The 17,733-nt window shown below is 61.1% G+C and carries 14 protein-coding genes; 5 read left to right on the top strand and 9 right to left on the bottom strand.

The annotated features are described in order from the left end of the window. Positions 1–124: 124 nt before the first annotated feature. The 9 genes from NKH52_RS31370 to NKH52_RS31330 all read right to left on the bottom strand — a co-directional run bounded on the left by NKH52_RS31370 (position 125) and on the right by NKH52_RS31330 (position 14,686). Positions 125–1,651: a DegQ family serine endoprotease gene (locus NKH52_RS31370; protein WP_352736167.1), complete on the bottom strand. Its 1,527-nt coding sequence runs from the start codon at positions 1,649–1,651 to the stop codon at positions 125–127. 275 nt (positions 1,652–1,926) lie between these two features. Beyond that, on the bottom strand, positions 1,927–2,367 hold the full coding sequence (locus NKH52_RS31365) for a hypothetical protein (RefSeq protein ID WP_352736166.1): 441 nt from the start codon (positions 2,365–2,367) through the stop codon (positions 1,927–1,929). 283 nt (positions 2,368–2,650) lie between these two features. After that, positions 2,651–4,006, bottom strand: coding sequence for a virulence factor family protein (locus NKH52_RS31360; RefSeq protein ID WP_352736165.1), 1,356 nt, complete (start codon positions 4,004–4,006; stop codon positions 2,651–2,653). Next, on the bottom strand, positions 4,003–6,705 hold the full coding sequence (gene mprF / locus NKH52_RS31355) for a bifunctional lysylphosphatidylglycerol flippase/synthetase MprF (protein ID WP_352736164.1): 2,703 nt from the start codon (positions 6,703–6,705) through the stop codon (positions 4,003–4,005). Before mprF ends, NKH52_RS31360 begins: the two co-directional genes overlap by 4 nt. A gap of 830 nt (positions 6,706–7,535) precedes the next feature. Further along, entirely contained in the window at positions 7,536–7,826 is a 291-nt protein-coding gene (locus tag NKH52_RS31350; protein WP_352736163.1) for an ATP-binding protein, read from the bottom strand. Then, positions 7,790–13,537, bottom strand: coding sequence for a trifunctional serine/threonine-protein kinase/ATP-binding protein/sensor histidine kinase (locus NKH52_RS31345; protein WP_352736162.1), 5,748 nt, complete (start codon positions 13,535–13,537; stop codon positions 7,790–7,792). Before NKH52_RS31345 ends, NKH52_RS31350 begins: the two co-directional genes overlap by 37 nt. 112 nt (positions 13,538–13,649) lie before the next feature. After that, on the bottom strand, positions 13,650–13,847 hold the full coding sequence (locus NKH52_RS31340) for a catalase-related domain-containing protein (RefSeq protein ID WP_352736161.1): 198 nt from the start codon (positions 13,845–13,847) through the stop codon (positions 13,650–13,652). Between the two features lie 182 nt (positions 13,848–14,029). After that, entirely contained in the window at positions 14,030–14,224 is a 195-nt protein-coding gene (locus NKH52_RS31335; protein WP_352736160.1) for a hypothetical protein, read from the bottom strand. A 123-nt stretch (positions 14,225–14,347) separates the two neighbouring features. Then, positions 14,348–14,686, bottom strand: a complete 339-nt coding sequence (locus NKH52_RS31330) for a hypothetical protein (RefSeq protein ID WP_352736185.1) — start codon at positions 14,684–14,686, stop codon at positions 14,348–14,350. A gap of 183 nt (positions 14,687–14,869) precedes the next feature. Between NKH52_RS31330 and NKH52_RS31325 the strand changes: the two genes are divergently transcribed. The 5 genes from NKH52_RS31325 (at position 14,870) to NKH52_RS31305 (ending at position 17,588) form a co-directional block, all read left to right on the top strand. Continuing rightward, positions 14,870–15,241 (top strand): hypothetical protein, encoded by a 372-nt coding sequence (locus NKH52_RS31325; protein WP_352736159.1) that lies wholly within the window; start codon positions 14,870–14,872, stop codon positions 15,239–15,241. Between the two features lie 42 nt (positions 15,242–15,283). Continuing rightward, on the top strand, positions 15,284–15,853 hold the full coding sequence (locus tag NKH52_RS31320) for a MotA/TolQ/ExbB proton channel family protein (protein WP_352736158.1): 570 nt from the start codon (positions 15,284–15,286) through the stop codon (positions 15,851–15,853). Continuing rightward, the gene (locus tag NKH52_RS31315; RefSeq protein WP_352736157.1) at positions 15,846–16,433 is read left to right on the top strand and encodes a DUF2135 domain-containing protein; all 588 of its coding nucleotides are present in this window, start codon (positions 15,846–15,848) and stop codon (positions 16,431–16,433) included. The genes NKH52_RS31320 and NKH52_RS31315 overlap by 8 nt, the downstream gene beginning before the upstream one ends. Continuing rightward, the gene (locus NKH52_RS31310; protein WP_352736156.1) at positions 16,430–16,927 is read left to right on the top strand and encodes a hypothetical protein; all 498 of its coding nucleotides are present in this window, start codon (positions 16,430–16,432) and stop codon (positions 16,925–16,927) included. The genes NKH52_RS31315 and NKH52_RS31310 overlap by 4 nt, the downstream gene beginning before the upstream one ends. Before the next feature lie 301 nt (positions 16,928–17,228). Further along, positions 17,229–17,588 carry a hypothetical protein gene (locus NKH52_RS31305; protein WP_352968328.1) on the top strand — a complete coding sequence of 120 codons (360 nt, stop codon included), beginning with the start codon at positions 17,229–17,231 and terminating at the stop codon, positions 17,586–17,588. Positions 17,589–17,733: the final 145 nt, after the last annotated feature.

Genomic DNA, 17,733 nt, shown 5'->3' with positions numbered 1-17,733 from the left:
AGAGATCGCATAGGCCTTCGCCACCGGGATACTTTTTCTGATCATTGCGTCGCAAAAATCCGCCAACAAGCTCGGCAGCTGATTCTCGCTGCCTCGGGTCGAACCTCGCGCCGATGAAAGCGAACTATCCGTTGCCGAACGGCACAGCGATGAATGTCTGCTGTTGGCCGCGCTCAATCAGCAACAGGACCGACTTCTTGCCGGATTTTGTCGCGGCACTGATGGCCTGACTTGTCTCTTTTGCCGTTTTCACCGGCATGTGATTGACCGCGACGATGACGTCGCCCAATGCAATGCCGGTGGTGGCTGCCGGCTGGTCAGGATCAATCCCCTCCACCACGGCACCTCGCACGCGTGACGACATATTCAAGGCTCGGCGAACTGCTTGATCGACATCACCAAGCGCCAGACCGAGTATTGGAAAACTGGAATGCACTGGCTGCGAAGAGTTGCTTGCGACCACCGGCTTGGCACTGTCATCGTTGCCGCCAATGACCACCGACAACGCAACTGTCTTCCCAGCGCGCCAAACCGACAGCGCCTCCTTCTTTCCGGGCACGAGATCCGCCACAGCTCGAGACAAGGTCTTTGGCTCTTTGATGGTTTGCCCGGCAAATCCAGTGATGACGTCGCCGGTCTGGATGCCTGCATGAGCGGCAGGCGATCCATCGCCGACATCGGCGACCAATGCGCCTTCAGGTGCCGGCAGGCCGAGGGCGTTAGCGAGTTCCGGTGTGACAGATTGCATTTCGATACCGATCAGCCCATGTTCGATCGAACCGTTCTTCACCAGCTTGGCGACGATCTGTTCGGCCTCATGGGAAGGGATCGCAAATCCCACGCCAACGCTGCCGCCATTGGGCGAATAAATCGCGGTGTTGATGCCCACGACATTGCCGTTGGTGTCGACAAGCGGCCCGCCCGAATTGCCGTGATTGATCGCTGCATCGATCTGAAGGAAATCGTCGTACGGACCACTGTTAAGGTCACGCCCGCGGGCGGAAACGATTCCCGCAGTGACCGTTGTACCGATGCCGAACGGATTGCCGATCGCCAGAATCGGATCGCCCGCCCTCAGCCTGTCGGAATCGCCCCAGGCAAGAGTCGGAAGCGACTTCCCAGCCTTTACTTTCAAGACCGCGAGGTCCGACGTTGCATCTCGGCCGACAAGGGTTGCCGGGAGTTCGGTTCCATCGTCGAGCGTCACTTTGATATCCGAAGCTCCGTCGATGACATGGTTGTTGGTGACGATGGTGCCATCTGAACTGATAATGAAGCCGGAGCCGAGGGCCTCTGCCAGTTGCGTCCCTCCTTGCGGCGGCGACTTAGGCGCAGGAACTCCCCGATTGTCGAAGAATTGAGGCAATTGCTCATCGGACGACGAGGCGCCGTCAGAGGGCTGGGTTTGGCCATCGGGCGCCGGGGAAGCTTTCATGATGGAGGTGATGGTTACAACCGCCGGCTTGTCGGCCGCAACGATCGGAGCATAGGAGGGGGATGAAACCCGAATGGCGGTGGCCACTTGGGAGGAGCCCGTTTCCGAAGCGGCGAAGCTCGCTTTCAGAGCGACCCCAACGGCGAACGGCGCCACGAGCACCGCGAAGACAAGCAACTCGGCGCGGCGCCTGCGAAGAATGCGGGAAATTGACATGGTCGCGATCCGTGCAAGGCCTTGATCCAGGCGCCGTGGCGTGTTCTTCGTGCGGAACCGTCTATCCGGCGTATGGCCGATCGGGCGCGCTGGGCCTCGCTGCTAAGCTTCCGATCAAGCCGATTTACTTAAGCTATTTCTGGTTATTTGTGGATTGTATCTTTCTCCTGGAATATTACATAGGTTAACTCGCGGACCGATGCAGCGTTTTCAAGAAAATTTGATCGTCGATTGTGGAAGTGCCTCATCGCTGGAGGCCGTTACCGCACAGGGTTTCAGTCAACTCTAGCCACATCAGCTGCTTGATCTGGAATCAAGAGCACGTGGTAGGTCATGTCCTCGCACTTGAGCAGGTAGACGGTCTGATTGGGGGTGGACTCAGCATCAATGCGCTCCGCAGAGCTTGGATTTTTGCAAGTGAAGCCCTGGCTTCGCACCTGGTCGGCCACGATGGTCGCCACGGTGCCCTTGGCTGTGGCGGTCGCCAAAGTAGCGGCGAGACAGATCGATATGATAACTCCGGCGCTAGCGGATGGAATCCGCAACAATTCCAGATTGCACTTCATTTGCAGTCTCCATGTTAGTTTCCGCCGCAAATTGCGACGGCAGACAAACCGCGGTTCGATCTTGGAACCCCGGTTGCAGACGGCCACATCGTGACCGGCTTTCGACAGGTTCGCTGCCATCGCCGCGCCAACCCCCCATTCCGACGTCATTCGCTTACTCCGCCGCCGACTTCCGTCATCACGGTCGGCCGCAAAATACCGGCGGATTTGTAGGAAGGCTTTGTCTCCTTTGCGGCGGCTGGTCCGTCTTTGCGGTTATCCGACTAGTGTCGCGGAGCTGCCCGCCCAGAGCCTGATCCACGTCCGATGAAATCGGGATGGAGTTCTATCTCAGGGTTTGAGCATGATCTTTGCCGAAAACCGGATTCCACGTTTCGGGATCATGCTCTCGTTCAAAGTGCTGCCGTTGACTGGCTGGCGAGCGTGGCTTCGGTCAGCGTATCCGTGCAGTGATGTGGTTGGTCAGCGCCGCATAGTCATCATCGAAGTGATGCCCGCCGTCCATCTCGACGACATCGGCGCCGCTGCCGGCGAGTTTGGCGCAGACGCTTTCGTCGTCGTCCGTACCGTAAACGCATTGAAGGATCGACGCGGGAATTTTCGCAACGTCGGGAAGCGTCGGATGCGAAGTGTCTCCGTCCATGCCGAGCCAGCCGCTGACGTCGAACTCGAACTCCGCCGAAGAGCTCAGTGCCAGCAAGGAAATCAGGGAGACGCGATTCTTTTCTGCCGGAGGCAGTTGGTTATAAGCGGCAGGGAGCGCGTCAGCGCCGAACGAATAACCGATCAAGGCCACACGCCGGACCTTCCAGGTCTTGGTGAAGTGTTCGATGATTCTGGCCAGGTCCGCGGCGATCGTCTCGGGCGGCTTGCGCGTCCAGAAATAGCGCAACGAATCGATCCCGACGGTTGGCACGCCCGCTTGCGAAAGCGCTACTCCCACTTCGCTATCAATGTCGCGCCAGCCTCCATCACCCGACAACACGATCGCCATGGTGTCGTGACTGGCCGCTGCAGGAAGCACGGTCAGCGGCAGATCTGCCAATGCATCGCCGGCCGGAGCAGTCGATTGCGCGAGAGCGTGTTCGACTGCAGCGGTCAACGCCATCGTCTCCCCATCTGCTGTAACATGATCGATCGGAAATCCTTGGGCGATTAAGTCGGAGACGTGGGCCTGTCCCGCCGGATCTGCTTTCGGCGTTTGGACGACGGTGATCGGTGCGGGCAGCGCGCCTTCCTGCAGGCCGTAGATCCAGCCCCTCCCGTTCGCGGCCTGGAGGTGAGGAGCGTCGCTACAGAGCTCCTGCGGAAGCGGCAAATCCGCCTTTGGATCGACAGCGACTGCACGCCCGATTGTGGCGTCCGGCGACTGCCCCATGATTGCCATCACCATCGAACCGCCGGCACCGGTCCCCGCGATGATGGGATTGAGATAGGTCTGGACTCCGGCAGAGCGCTGGGTCAACTGACTTAGCTCTTCGATATCGGAGACGAAGTAGACGCAATCAGACTCCGATTGCACTTTGGCGAAGCTTTTGCGCAGATCGATGCCGACCACCAGCGCGCCGGCTGCCGCGAGCTCGCGAGCGATCTGCGCATCACCCCCGGTGTACCCGTCTACGTTTGAGAAGAGGAACACTATGCCTTTGGCGGCCTGTTGCGGCTTCACGACGTCGGCTATCGCCAGGGTATCTGTATCGGGCAGCGGCTCGGGGCGCATCCAGTACACGGCGAAGGCGGTCGCGCCGATGATCGCTGCCAAGCCGAGGCGAAACCACAGGGGCTTCACTTGGAAATCACTCCGCGAAGTCCGCCACCGATCAGGACCGTGACGTCGGCGATCGCGAGCAATGGACTCAAGCCGCTGGCCACCGCCATGTAGCGGGCCGTCCAGATCGGATCGAATTTGTTCTTGAAGGCACGCAGACCCCGAAAATTATAGAATGTTTCTCCGTGGTCGTAGGCGGCCCTTCCGACGCGATGCCAGATCGGTGCGGCCGGATTCCCGGAGAGTCCGGCAAGGGGCGCCATACCCAGTGAAAACCATTTGTAGCCCTCTTGCTTGAAATGCATGAGCAGGCGCGCCAACAGGACTTCCATGCTGCCGTTCGGCGCGTCCGGATCGAAGCGCATGAGATCTATCGTCGCTTCCTGCTTTTCAGCCGTCGTCATGACATTGGCGAAGGCAAGGATGCGGCCCTGCCGCTTCAAAACGGCAACCGGCTGAGTGGCGATGTATCCGCGCTCGAATGCGCCCAGTGAAAACGCCTTCTCACGCACCGCGTGCTCGGCGAGCCAAGCTGCGGAAACGCGCTCAAGCTCGTCCATCACCTCGCCGACGCGGTCGACGGGCAAGAGTTCGAACACGATACCGTCACGTTCGGCCTTGTTGAGCGCCGTCCGGATCGAGGCGCGCCGGGAACCCTTGAGATCGAAGGACTCCAGCCCGACGCGCGCCTCTTCTCCGAGCTTGAAGGCTGAGAGGCCGGCATCGGCGTACGTGGAAAGGCTCTCCCCGGCCACTTCGTAGAAAACGGCGCGCCCTCCATGCCGCCTCGCTAGCTCGACGAAACGCCAGATCAATTCCGAATGAGCTGCTGGATTGCCGATTGGACCGTACAAGGCAACCCAGGAACGCCCTCGTTTGCGGTACATCAGGAAGGCGTCATCATTGCCCGAAAAAAGGAGGCTTTTGTCGCTGGTCCGCACGAGATTGGCATCCGCCAGCGGCTGATTGTCGATGATCGAGATGGCCGAACGTAGCTCGTCCAGAGTCGGTCGAGGGCTTCGGCCTGCCGGCGAGCGCGTCAGCAGCCAGACGGCTGCGCACCCGGCGGTCAGGCCGACGCCAAGCACAGCCCGGAGGCTTCGAGGTGCGGTTGCGGTGAATTCGAACTGCCACCATAGCTCATGCGAATAGGCGACGTCCTTGTACACGAAGAACAATATCGCCAAGGCCAGCGCGAGGATGGTGCCGACACAAAGCCACCATCCGGGAGACAGTCGATCCTCGATGAGCGAGGCAGGCCGGCTGAAGATGTTGCGAGTCAACAAGAGTGTTACGAGAAGGATGGCAAGTAGTACCGCCTCGCCGACCTCAAAGCCCTTGATGAAGGCGAGCACGATCGAGCTCGCCGCAAGCACGACTGTCAGCCACCACGCGCCGTCGAGCCGATGCACCAGTCCGCGGCCGGCAAGAACCATGAGGAGGCCGAGAATGCTGGCAATGAAGTGGCCTGCCTCGACGACCGGAAGCGGAAATGCGGATTGCAGCCAATCCAGCTTCTGGCCGGAGACGGGTGTGACGCCCGAGAAGACGAGCATCGCTCCGAGCATCACGGCAAAGGCCGAAAGAACGAGCGGCACCAGTGCCACCGTCCCCCGGGCGAGAGCCGAATTTGCCACTGCTGCGCGCCTGACCTCCGTGACCGTGAGGACGATCACCGCCAACGCCAGCGGCATCACATAGTAGATCACGCGGTAGAGAACCAACGCACCGACCAGCCCATCGAGCGGCACCGTAGTGCCGAGCGTGCCGAGGATGACCGCTTCGAAAACACCGGCGCCGCCAGGCACATGGCTCAGTATGCCGAGCCCGATTGCCACGGAGTAAATGGCGAGCGTCGAGGGGAAGTCGATCGCATCTGCAGGGAGCAATATCCACAAGACAAACGCCGAGGTAATCAGATCCGACACTGTCGCGGCGAGTTGAAAAGCCAGCGCTCTCGGACCGGGAAGAGCAACCCTGCGGGCGAAAACCGTCACCTGGCGCGGACCGATGGTCGCTATGACAAATACCGCGCCGACGAGAGCCAGAATAGCGATAGCGGTCATTCGCAATGCAATCGCCGGCAGGCCGACAAGCGCAGCAAGCTTTACATCCGCCATCAAAAGGCCAAGCCCGGTCACGAAGAGAAGGCCGAAACCAAATGTCGTGGTGACATAACCGATAATGCGCGCAACATCCTCCGGGGACATGCCAAGAGGCGAATAGAAGCGGTAACGGATCGTTCCGCCGGTCAAAGGTCCGAAACCGGCGACGTTACCCACGGCATATGCGCAAAAGCTGGTCAGGGCTACATAGCTGAACGGCACCTTGTGCGCCACCAGGGCGAGCGCTTGTCGGTCATAGATCGAGAGGGCAGCAAAGCTGAGTGCGGTGAAAAGCAATGCGAGGCCGATATTCAGCCATGACGTTTCCTGAATCGCAATGACGAGGTCGTCGTAATTGACGTCGGCCAGAATGCGATTGAGTGCCAGCACCGAAAGTACCACCACGGCAACCACAGCCAGGGCGAGGAAACGCGGACGATTGCGCCTCCAGAAACCGCCCTCGTCGGCTTCGCTAACACCTTCCTCGGCGCTTCCCACGTCGACCCCGATCGAAAGAAGTTCTTTTAGCTCGGCATCCGCCGCCCGGAGCGACGCGGGCTTGTCCGGTTCTGTCGGGGCCAAGAATGCCTCTTGAGCGTTCATCGAGCGGAGCATGCGATATCCTGTAGAAGCGCACATCCGTTGGATGCGCCACGGCTGAACGCGACGAACATTCCAGCTTTCGAGCGCGTCCGGCTGTGGGGCGTCGCGTCAGGAGGGCCTTTCAACAGGTTCACTTCCCTACCGAGGCCAATGCGTCTTAGTCCGGTGAATCCGAGTCTCATTTCCTTCCCTCGCTTCCCGGCATGCAGGGACCAGGAACGGCAGGCTTAGTGCGCATGCCGCCGATGCTGGTCGCCATGCCTGTGATGACACCGCGACGCGGGCCGCCGGTACCCTTCAACCACAGGCTTTGGAGGTCCCATACTGATGGTGGCCCCGAGCGACGCGCCAACTTGTCCAAGAGTGCGCTCAAAAAGTCGACCGATCAGGCCCATCATCAAGGGACATTTGGTGCTTATAAATGCCGGTTTGTCGAAAGGCTTTGTCTCGGTTGCGGCGGCTGGTTTTTTCTTGCGATTATCAGCAGGGATTCGAATATGATCGGCGGTCGACCGAGCGCGGGATGCATGGAGCAGGATTCTGTTTGTGCGCCGATGCCCTACTCCCGCTCCGATTTGCGGTCGCCATGGCCAATCACGAAAATGTGCGGCAACCGGAATTTGGTGCGGATTGTTCGCCCGCGGAGCGTCAGCTCGTCGCACCAACAAGGTCCACGATATGGGACCTTGACCTTCGCCAAAGAGCTAGAAAGCGCTCAGAGTCGAAAGTCTCCGTGCGCAGGTGGATCGTAAGGGAAAGCTTCCGGCAGAATAATGTCTCATTGGACGATGACGACAATCATTTCCTCGCCGCCAGCGCCCTCGCCATCAGTGTCGGTCGGGTCACGGGCAGACCTCGTGATGCGATTGCAAGGCAAACTGAAACGTGGCGCCCGGCCCCTCATTGAGCGAGGCCCAGATCGTTCCGCCGTGGCTCTCGACTATAGATCGGCAGATCGACAGCCCCATGCCCATGCCGCTGGGCTTGGTCGTGAAGAAGGGGTCGAAGAGCTGTCTCACATTCCCCGGATCGATGCCAACGCCGGCGTCTTCGACGGCAACAAGCACGTTGCCGGCGTCGTCCAGTTGCGATCGGATCACCAGCACGCGCGACCAGTCAGTGACGGGCGCCATTCCATGCCGTTGACGATCAGATTGATGATCACCTGCTGCAGTTGTACGCGGTCGCCGAGCACGGCGGGCAGCGCCGGCGCCAGTTCCAGGCGCAGCGACACCCGGCGGCTGAGCATCTCCTGACGAACCAGCCGGATCACCTCGTTGATCGCCTCGTTGATGTCCAGTCCCACCATCTGGGTCTCGGTCCTCTTGGAAAGCGCGCGAAGTCGCTGGATGATCTCGCCTCCTCGCCTGCCATTGCTGATCATCTCATGAAGGGCCTCACGCACCTCGGCCAGATCGGGCATCTCGCGGTCGAGCCACTGCAGGCCGACCTCGCCATTGATCACGATGGCGGCGAGCGGCTGGTTGACTTCATGGGCGATCGAGGCGGTCAGTTCGCCCAGCGTCGTCACGCGCGTGACATGCGCGAGATCCGCCTGAACCCGCTGAAGCATTTCCTGGGCGCGAACCCGTTCCGATATGTCGATGAGCCCGACTAGGTTTATGCCAGCCTCATTGCTCGTATCGGAGCGGGCGATGGTGATAAGGACGTCAACAGCGCGCCCATCCAGGGTCGTGAACCTTCCTTCTTCCTGAAACGTCAGTTCGCCCCGAAACCGACTCTCCAATGACCGTCGGAATGTGGCCGGGCTCTCCTCCCAGTAAAAAGAAGCGCTCGACCCGATCAACTGACTGGTATCGCGGGCACCCAACATCTGCACTGCGCGTTGGTTGGCATCCTCGACAGTGCCGGCCTCCAGGACGCGACGCAGGAAGTCCGGATTCTGGTCCAGGTAGGCAATCACGTCCTCTACGCCCTGGTCACGCAAGCCTTTGAGCAGTTCTAGCCGGGCGCGCACGTTGACCTGCAATAAGGCCACCGGCATGTGGTGGAAGAGACGCCGGTAGCGCTGCTCGCTTCGCTCCAGTGCCTCATAGGCCTGCTTGGTTGAAGTGACGTTCGTCACCGCGCCGACAAACTCGACATTGCCCGATGCGTCCTTCACTGCGTGAGCCACGGCTTGGACATGCCTCACCGAGCCATCCGGCATCAGCAAACGATATTCATGAGAGAAATCCTTCCCGTCTCTGGCCGCACGATCGATAGTCTGTTGCACGGCGGCTCGATCGTCTGGATGGGTACGTTGAACGATCGTGTTGACGGTGACAGAAGGAGCCTTGTCATGGTCAAAGATCCGGAAGGTCTCCTCCGACCAGATGATCTCGCCGGTAGCGACGTTCCAGCCGAAGCTGCCGGTGCGGCTCAATCTCTGCGCCTCGGCCAGATAGGCTTCGCTGCGTCGCAGTTCCTCCTCCGCTCGCTTGCGGTCGGTGTTTTCCCGCTGCACCTCAGAATAGAGGCGGGCATTTTCCAGCGAAATCGCCGCCTGAGAGGCCAGCAACTCCAGCACCGCCACCCGGCTCGAGGTGAAGGCGTACGGCGTCAGATTGTTCTCGAGATAGAGTGCCCCCACGAGCTTCGTCTGTTTGACGACGGGCAGGCACAGGACGGATCTGGGGTGATTTTGCCGGACATACTCGTCATTCGAGTACAAGTTGCCGACCGAGGCGTCATCAAGCACCACGCTCTCCCGCGTCCGCATCACGTAGTGAAGCGCGGATTGCGGGAGTGCCGACGGGTTTACGGCCATCTCTCGAACAGAGACCTCGATTCTGCCGTTGCTGGTGGTAGCCTCAGCCATGATCCGCGGCTCGCCGCCTCTCAAAAGGATGAGCAGACCACGCTCGGCGCCCGCATGCTCTATCGCGATGCCCATGAGGGTCTCAATGAGCTTATCGAGTTCGATCTCTCCGGATACCGCCTGCGATGCCTTGAGCACCGTTGCGACGTCCAACTGGCCGGCCGGTGAGCCGATCGTCGCCGTCGGAGCAGATGGCGCCGCTTTCTCCCGGAGCTTCGGATAGAGCTCGTCAAGTTGCCGCACCTTGCCGTCGGCTCCCCAGCGGAGGCAGCAGTCCCGGGCGTTCCGGAGATAGGCGTCAGAGATGATCTCAAAGCCGCGCGCTGCGTAGAACCGCGCCGCATGCTCGTTGGCCAGGGCCTCGTTCTGGGTAAAGCGGTTCTCGCCCGCCAGCCGGATCGCTTCTTCGTAGAGGCGCTCGGCGTCAAGTGCGTAGCCCTCAAGCCGCGCGATCTCGGCCGCAAGCAGCGCCTTGCGGTCTCCGAAATTCGCCGGGCAGTGCTGTGCCCAGATTTCCAGTTGCCTATAGTGCGCCGCCAGGGCTTCGATATGTGGAGCGCGCTCTTCCGCCGGCGCCATGCTCGAGATCGCTGCTCGCGCCAACCCGGCATAGAAATGATACTCTACGTGCTCGAAGAACCAACGCGACGACCAGAGAAGCTCTTGCGCCTTGGCGGCTGCTCCGAGGGCGGACGAATAGTCGTTCGCCCAGACACGCGCCTGCAACTTGCGGACCCAATAGAAGAAGGCGGGAAGGGTCAGATTTGGGTTTGCCTCAAGGTGCTGCTCGAACTGCGCCTGATCAAACTCCGCATCATTGAATGAGCTGAATTCGTTGGTCAGGCCCCGCAGCATCCGGATCAGACGCAACTGGCCCGTAATCATGTCCACAACAATACCGAACCGTAGCTTCCGCGCAAAATCGAGGCCATTCGTAGCCTCCCGCTCCGCTTCACTCAGGGATTCGCCGGAAGCGAGGGAAATCGTGACCAGATTGTTCCAGCAGTGCCCTGCATAGATCAGGTCGCCGACCTTGTTCGCCGCCTGGAAGGCACTCTCGACGAATCTACGGCTGGATCGGACGTCCCGCATCCAGGCATTGACGTTGCCAAAGTTCAGGTAAACGCGAGCTGCGAAAGCGTCCAGCCCGCGTTTTTCAACCAGATCGACGCTGAGCTGGCCAAAGCGGAACGCCGAGGGATAATCGCCGAAATGCGGTCCCAGAATCAGGCCGAGCCAGACATAGCCGCAGCACGACGCGTTGGCGTTGCCCTGCTCCAGGCTGAGGTTCACCATGCGGGTGGTCATCAGGCAGGCGAGGTTTTCATCGCTCATGAAGGCAGGCGGCATGAGCTTGGTGAAAACGTCCATGGTTGCGCGCGTTTCAGGGTCGCACATGAGGGGCAGGTCGATGAGGTCCTCGATCGCGCGGCTTCCCAGCCGCCGCCAAATCCGCTCGTATTCCTGCCGTACTTCCTCGTCGTTCGGATGTGGCGACCACTCGATCCCGACGCGCCGCAAGTACTCGAGACACACGTCGACCGCGCGGTCGGGCCGAACGAGCAAGAAGTAAAGATCCATGCGCAAACACGTAACCGCAGCTTCGTCCACGAGATTTACGGTGCGGCGCGAGAGCGCCGACAACCGCGCTTCCGCCGCCGCAAGATCGCCGATCAGAAACTCGCATTCGGCGCGACGCAGCTCGAGCGCGAAGGCGAGGTCATAGCGCCGCTCCCAGCAGTCCTCCGTCACCAGCGCAGCTCCGGCGATGAAATACTTGAGCGCCGAGGCATAGGCGCTCGCGTTCTGGGCACGCTTGCCCGCCATGAGGTTGAGCTCGGCGACCCGGTCGCGCTCTGCCTGTGCCGCTATCATCTCCGCGCCACGATTGAGATGGTTCACCACGTCGAAGATGACATCCTCGATCGCGTCCGGCGCGATCCGCGATGCCAGAGATCGGCCAATCCTGAGATGCGTGTCAGCCCGTTCACTTTCGGGAATAAGCGTGTAAGCCGCCTCCTGGACCCGGTCGTGGAGGAACGCATACCCGTCACCCAGGCGAAAGACGAGACCGGCCCGAACCGCTTCCCACAGTCCCTCGTGGACTTTCTGCACGGATTCGCCGTGCACCAAGGCCAAGGTCGCGATCTCGGCTACGTTGCCCAGACAAGCGAGTTGTCCCAAAGCTTCCCGTGTCGCAGGTGGTAGCCGGCCTATCTTCTCTGCCATCAGTTCGGCTACGTTATCGGTGAAACCTTTGGCGCGGATGCGGGGCATATCCCAATTCCAAGCTCCGGCCCCATGGTCAAATGTGAGCAGCCCCTCTTCGGCCAGCGCGGTGAAGAACTGAACCGCGAAGAACGGATTTCCGTCGGTCTTCTCCTGCACCAGCTGCGCGAGCGGCTGGACGATTTCCCGCTCGCAGTGAAGCGAGTCGGCGATCAACCGCCCGATATCGTCAGGCATGAGCGGACTGAGCGCGATCTTGCGCACCATCGCGCCGCTCTTCCCAACCATTTCCAGGGTTGGCATCAGCGGATGCGACGGACCGACTTCGTTGTCACGATAGGCGCCGATCAGCAGCAGGTGCCGCACTTCCGAGTGCGTGATCAGATGATCGAGGAGGCTTAGCGTCGCTGCATCCAGCCATTGCAGATCATCGAGGAACAGTGCGAGCGGATGTTCCGGCCGAGCGAAGACACCGAGGAGCCGGCGAAACACCAGCTGGAAGCGCGTCTGCCGGTCTTGCGGCGGGAGGTCGGGAACCGGCGGCTGCTCGCCGATGATGAGAGCAAGCTCCGGGATCAGGTTGATCATGAGCTGGCCATTCGGGCCAAGCGCGTCCAGCATTGCATTCCGCCAGCGGCTCAGCTCCGCGTCGTCTGTGCTTAGCAATTGACGCACGAGGCTCTGGAAGGCCTGTGCCAGTGTCGCATACGGAATGTCGCGCTTGTATTGGTCGAACTTGCCCGCGGCGAACAGGCCACGCGGCAGGACCAGCACCTTGTGCAGCTCGTTGATGATCGACGACTTGCCGATGCCGGCATAGCCCGACACCAGCACGAACTCGGTTTTGCCTTGGGTTACCACTCGATCGAAGGCCGCAAGGAGGGTGTTGATCTCGGCCTCGCGTCCGTACAGTTTTTCCGGGATCACCAGCCTGTCCGGCACGTCGTGCGCGGCGAGCGAGAACGGCTCGATGCGGCTATGGGCCTGCCATTCCGCCAGGCAATGCCGGAGATCGGCCTCGACGCCCGCGGCGGTCTGGTAGCGATCCTCGGCGGTCTTGGTGAGGAGCTTCATGACGATCGCCGCGAGTGGCCTCGGGATGCCCGCGACCCGCTCTTCGGGCGGCACCGGTTGCCGGGCGATGTGGCAATGCACCCACTCCATCGGATCGGCTGCGGTGAACGGCAATGTCCCGGTGAGCATCTCGTAGAAGGTGATACCGAGTGAATAAAGATCGCTGCGGGCATCGATCGAGCGGTTCATCCGGCCGGTCTGTTCCGGGGCCATGTAGGCCAGCGTGCCGGCAATGATTTCCGGCGGCGCGGGTGCCTGGCGCTCGCGCGGCAGACGCGAGGCGATGCCGAAGCCGGTGAGCCAGACGCCGTCACTTGCGACGTCCACCAGGATGTTGGCCGGCTTGAGGTTCTTGTGGATCAGCCCGCGTATGTGCACCTGGCCGATTGCAGCCGCGAGCGGGATTGCGATGCGCAGAAACTGCGTCATGTCCATCGGCTGGCCGAGCAGTTGATCGAGCGGCTCGCCGCCGGGATCCTCGAGCACCAGCGCCATGCGGCCGTCGTGGCGAGACAAGTCCACCGGCCGGACAGCCCAATCGGCGTTCAGTTCGGACTTGAGGTCATGTTCATGTTCGAGCCGCTTGACAGACTCTCGCGCCGGATGTTCCCCGATGGGCGCGACCAGCAGGATCGGGTCCAAGCCGTCTCCCGAGCCGCGGTAGAGTGTGAACTCGCCCTTCCGCAACGCCGAGAATACATAGCCAGAAAGCTCCGTCACCAGGGCCTCCTCTCAGCCCCGTTGTGAGGGCCTTCCCTGACTAGTTTTATGATTGACCTCATTGCCGATGGCGGCAGGCTGGCATGAGCGCACGCACAGTTCCTCTCGTTCTTCAAACCTTATGCGATCTTCCGGTCGGAGTCAGCGGCTTTCCAGCGGCCAGGTGAACCAGCGTAGCCGCGACCCCGGCGCCATATTGGAAATCGGCCTTTGCGCAGTTCGCGATCTGACGCTCCTGGATTTGCACCGCCGTTCCGCCGACGACGCGAACTGTATTGTCGAACAGCGTCTGCCGTTGGTCCGGGCTCATCTTGCGAACAAGTCGCTAGGCTGCCTATCGTGATCGTCGTCAACGCACGATCCCAGTGCGCCGGTCCAGATGGTTTTGATATGGAGCGGGAGATGCCAGGGCCGCGTAGGAAGCGCGGGCCACGTCGGCGCCATCGACTTCGAAACGCTCGCTCGCGCTGCGGTAATGAAGGTGAGCCCGTCTCATGGAACATCGCGGCCCCCTAGAAAGCTCAGGATCGAGGTCAATCCGCAGCACTTCTCGGCAAGAACGCTGAAACAATAGATGCGCCGGGAATAATGAAATAGCGACGGCAAGTCGGTGTCGCGCACCAAAATAATGACTTCGCGGGCGATCTTACTGTCGTGCACAGTGGCGCCGGGAACGGACGAGTTCAAGACTTGCTTACTCCTCTCTCGCCGGAACCGGAACTGAACTCCTCGTTACAGACATCCAGATTGTATTCATCGAGCAAGGCGCCGCTTATCGAAAATTGCTCCTTCTGTGCTCCTCTTGCGGTTCTATGCGCCAGCACATGAGAATTGCCTGTTCTTGGCAAGCGTCAAGAAAGCATACGAAGCTGATGAACTGAGGCGACGCGCGGGGCGCCCTGGCGGGATTTTGCCAGTCCAGATCATCACGAAGTTCCCCAAACTCGAACCGAGATCGGCGTCGACCGGATGCAGGCCGAGGGAGGTAAACGCCCGGTCGTGGGCGTCGAACACCACCTGCTGCGTCTCACGCGGATCGGCTCTGACGAACATCATGCGGCTGCAGAAGAGCCGGACGTCGGCGACAGCTGCCGTCGCTTTCGCTTCCGGACACCCATGCCTTCCGGCAGAATCGCTGATCTCGCTCATACCAAGGTTTGAGTTTCCCAGACTGAACAGATAACCGAGTAAACCCTGGTTGAATGGAAGGCACCCGGCACCTGCAGTAGTCTGCAAATCTGTAGCTGCGAACAAGTAAACCTTGGCACGAAGGTTGAAATTGACTGCAAGGCTGGCCGAAAGGTCGACCTTCGTCCAAATTCGGAGGTCCCGATGTCCAACCAGGTTCAGGTTAAATCACGTTTTGAGTTGACGCATATCAAAGTTGCGGGCGCAGCACTCATGCTGGTCGTCATGTCCACCATACCGGTGACGGCGGAAGCGCCGGCGGCCACCGCCAGCGGGTCGCCTCCTTGCGCCCCGCGGCCAGAACTCCTGAAGCAACTCTCCGATCGATTCAAGGAAGCGCCCGTTGCCCTCGGCCTGGCCAAGAACGGCTCGGTCATTGAAGTGCTGACCAGCGACGACGGCGAGACCTGGACGATCATGGTCAGCCAGCCAAACGGCTCAAGCTGCCTCGTCGCGGTCGGCGAAGGCTGGGAAGAATTGAAGCGTGTCGGCGCCAAGGGCGAGCGCGGCGCCTGATCGCCTGCATCGCCTGTGTGTCGCAAAAGAAGGAACGTTAAGATGGTTGATACCTATTCCCGCGAAAGCGCACCGCGGCAGAAGCCTTGGCCCGGTGTGATTGCTCAGAAGTTATGGCCACAGCAGGCAGCTGAGCTGGGATCGCACGCCATTGCCCGCAGGCTGCCGGGAATACACTCCGACCACGGCGCTCCAAAGGCGTTCCTGTCGCGGTTCATCGTTCTTCAGACGATCGGCGCCGCCGGAATCGTCGGGCTGTGGGTCGTCGGCATTGCCGGCAAACCCTTTGCCGGCAACAACGCGTTTCTGTGCTGGTTGATCGCAGCCATCGGCGCCCTGGGCATTTTGTGCGTCTTCTTCCGGCGCTGGCGCGATGTCGATTGGCTGGCGACCCATGTGGTGCGGATCGGGCTGCTCGGAACCGTGGTTGGGCTCATCGTCGCCTTCTCGGCGGCGCGCGCCGGCGGCTCGGCCGACCCCAATGCAATCCGGCCGATGATCGCGTCGGTCATCGACGGCATGTATGTCGCGCTCTATGCGACGCTGCTGGGCATAGCCACGAACCTGTGGCTCAAGATCAATCTTCGTCTGCTGGGGAACTTCGATGGATGAGGAAACTCTCACTGTCTGGCTCGACACCGCTCTCTTGATGCTCGGCGGCTTCGTCCTCATGACTGTGCTCATGATGACGGTGATGAACCCGCCAGCCAAGGCAAGCGAGACCGATGGCGTCACGGCGCCGGGAAACGTAACCGTCGAGACACAATGGCCCGACAAGCTCGACGCCGATGTCGATCTATGGGTCCAGGCGCCCGGCGATGTGCCGGTCGGCTACTCCAACAAGAGCGGCAAGGTGTTCGATCTGCTGCGCGACGACCTCGGCATGGCGCAGGACATGACCGAGTCCAACCACGAAGTGGCCTATTCCAGGGGCGCACCCGCGGGCGAATACATCGTCAATGTTCACATGTATCGCGGCGTCAATGTCACATATCCCGTCCCGGTGAAGATAAGCGTCAATGTAAAGCGCGACGCCAAGTCGTCAGCGCCGGTGGCCACGACGACGGTCCAGCTACGCAAGCCCAACCAGGAGCTTACCGCCTTGAGATTCCGGCTCGATTCCACTGGCCAACTGGTGCCGGGCAGCATCAACAGCATCTTCAAACCCCTGCGCGTGGCGGCCTCCCAATGATGATCGCTCCCGTCATATTCGCCCTGCTGCTTGGCGCGTTCATCTTCGTCATCCTGCCGCATGCAGGCATTGCCCGCCGCACCCTCTCGGTCGGCATCTTCCTGGCGCTGATCACCGTCGTCTATGTCGGCGCCAGCGAGCTTCTTGGCCGTCCCAAGCCGCTGACGCTCGAGTGGCGTGACACGGCAAAAGCCCAGGTGGTGGGCGCCGTCCCGGTTGAGAACGAAGCCATCTACGTATGGCTCACCACGCCCGGCTCGACGGAACCGCGTGCCTATGTGCTGCCATGGAGCCAGCAAGCCGCGCAACAATTGCAAGATGCGATGGGCAAGGCGGAAGCCGACGGCACCGGGGTAGAGATGAAGATGCAGACCGCCGAAGCCGGTCTCGATACACGCGAGCCGATGTTCTACGCACGGCCGCAACCGGCCCTGCCGGCAAAGGACTACCAAAGCGGCGTTCGCCCCCTCGTCTATACACAGCCGGGGTCGTAGCCGAGTTTTCGCTTCGTGTTCCCCTCCTGCAGCTTGGGAGGATGGCGCCGTGGCTCATTTCTGTGCGTCCAAAAACGCCGCGACGGTGCGCCCAGTAGGGCGCCCTGCTGCATACAACAAGGCATGAAGGACAAACCTTTTGATGATTACAATTTGCCGTGGCGCATTCCTAGCTGTGTTGTGGGCCGAGAACCGCCGGCGATGAACCGCTCATCGCGACGCGACGGGACCGGACGGCTCGCAGACGGAACGCGAGGTGAAGCAATCGCCCGCCTTCCCAGTAAGAAAAGGAGGCGCAATCATGCGCTCTTTCAGGACGCTCAAGGCAGCAACACTCACCGCCCTTCTCATCGCTGTTCCGTTCGCCAGTGCCTATGCCAACGAGACACCGACCTCGATTGTCGATCAGGCGCAGGGTTTGGACCAAGGCATCGCTGACGCAAGGCAGCAGAACACGATCACGCCGGCCGAGGCGCAAAGGCTGCACATGCGGGCGGTCCATATCACCCAAGCCGCCGAGGGCCGTGGCAAGATACCGGCTGTCCAATCTCGGCACTTGCTGCGCCGGCTCGATAATCTCGACCAGACGCTCCAGGTAGATACCGGCGGTGGCTTCGCCGTCAATGACGACAATGCCGAAAGCGGAATTTATCCGAATTGAAGTCACCAGAGCCGGGGGGGGGGGGGGAGGGGGGGCGGGGGGGGGGGGGGGGGGGGGAGGGGGCCCCGTGGGGGCGGGGGGGGGGGGGGGGGGGGGGGGGGTGGGGGGGGGGGGGGGGGGGGGGGCAGGGGGGGGTTTTTGAGTT

Origin of the sequence: Mesorhizobium sp. M1066, from assembly GCF_040318635.1 — a bacterium.
In the GTDB taxonomy this organism is placed as follows: Bacteria; Pseudomonadota; Alphaproteobacteria; order Rhizobiales; family Rhizobiaceae; genus Mesorhizobium.
The sequence above is the reverse complement of the archived record's forward strand: the minus strand, read 5'-3'. Positions and strand labels throughout refer to the sequence as shown.